The 947-nt window shown below is 63.5% G+C and carries 1 protein-coding gene; it reads left to right on the forward strand.

Annotated elements, in window-relative coordinates; genetic code table 11:
- Window positions 1–947 (forward strand): lipoyl synthase (lipA, locus tag PJL15_RS22545; protein WP_281453354.1); only part of this gene is annotated, 947 nt, incomplete at both ends.

Consider the following 947-nt stretch of genomic DNA (forward strand, 5'->3'; position numbering starts at 1 on the left):
CCTGAAGGCCGTAAGTTGCTGCGCGTTGAGCAGCGTAACTCGGCGGTCCCGGTTGAACGTAAGCCTGAGTGGATCAAGGCCAAGGTCCAGATGGGTCCGGAGTTTGTCCAGCTCAAGAACCTGGTCAAGAAAGAAGGCCTGCACACGGTCTGTGAAGAGGCCGGTTGCCCGAACATTTTCGAGTGCTGGGAAGACAAGGAAGCGACGTTCCTGATCGGCGGGTCCGAATGCACCCGGCGCTGTGATTTCTGCCAGATCGACACCGGCAAGCCCTCCCCGGTGGACATGTTCGAACCCACCAAGGTAGCCCGCTCCGTGCAGGCCATGCAGCTGCGCTACGCCACCGTGACCGGAGTGGCCCGCGACGACCTCGAAGACGAAGGCGTCTGGCTGTACGCCGAAACGGTCCGGAAAATCCACGAACTGAACCCCGGCACCGGGGTGGAACTGCTGATCCCGGACTTCTCCGGCAAACCCGAGAACATCGCCGCGATCTGCGATTCCAAACCCGAGGTCTTCGCGCACAACGTCGAGACCGTGCCCAGGATCTTCAAGCGGATCCGGCCCGCGTTCCGCTACGAACGCTCCCTCGATGTCATCACCCAGGGCCGGGACTTGGGCATGGTCACCAAGTCCAACCTGATCCTGGGCATGGGCGAAACCCGCGAGGAAATCTCCGAAGCCCTCCGCGACCTGCACCAGGCCGGCTGTGACCTGATCACCATCACCCAGTACCTGCGCCCCTCCGAACGGCACCTGCCCGTGGACCGGTGGGTCAAACCCCAGGAATTCGTGGACCTCCAGCACGAAGCCGAAGAAATCGGCTTCCTCGGCGTCATGTCCGGGCCGCTGGTCCGCTCCTCCTACCGCGCCGGCCGCCTCTGGGCCACCGCCATGCGCAAAAAGGGCTGGGACATCCCCGAAGCCCTGGCCCACATCGAGTCCTC

Source organism: Paenarthrobacter nitroguajacolicus (genome assembly GCF_029952445.1).
Taxonomy (GTDB): Bacteria; Actinomycetota; Actinomycetes; order Actinomycetales; family Micrococcaceae; genus Arthrobacter; species Arthrobacter nitroguajacolicus_B.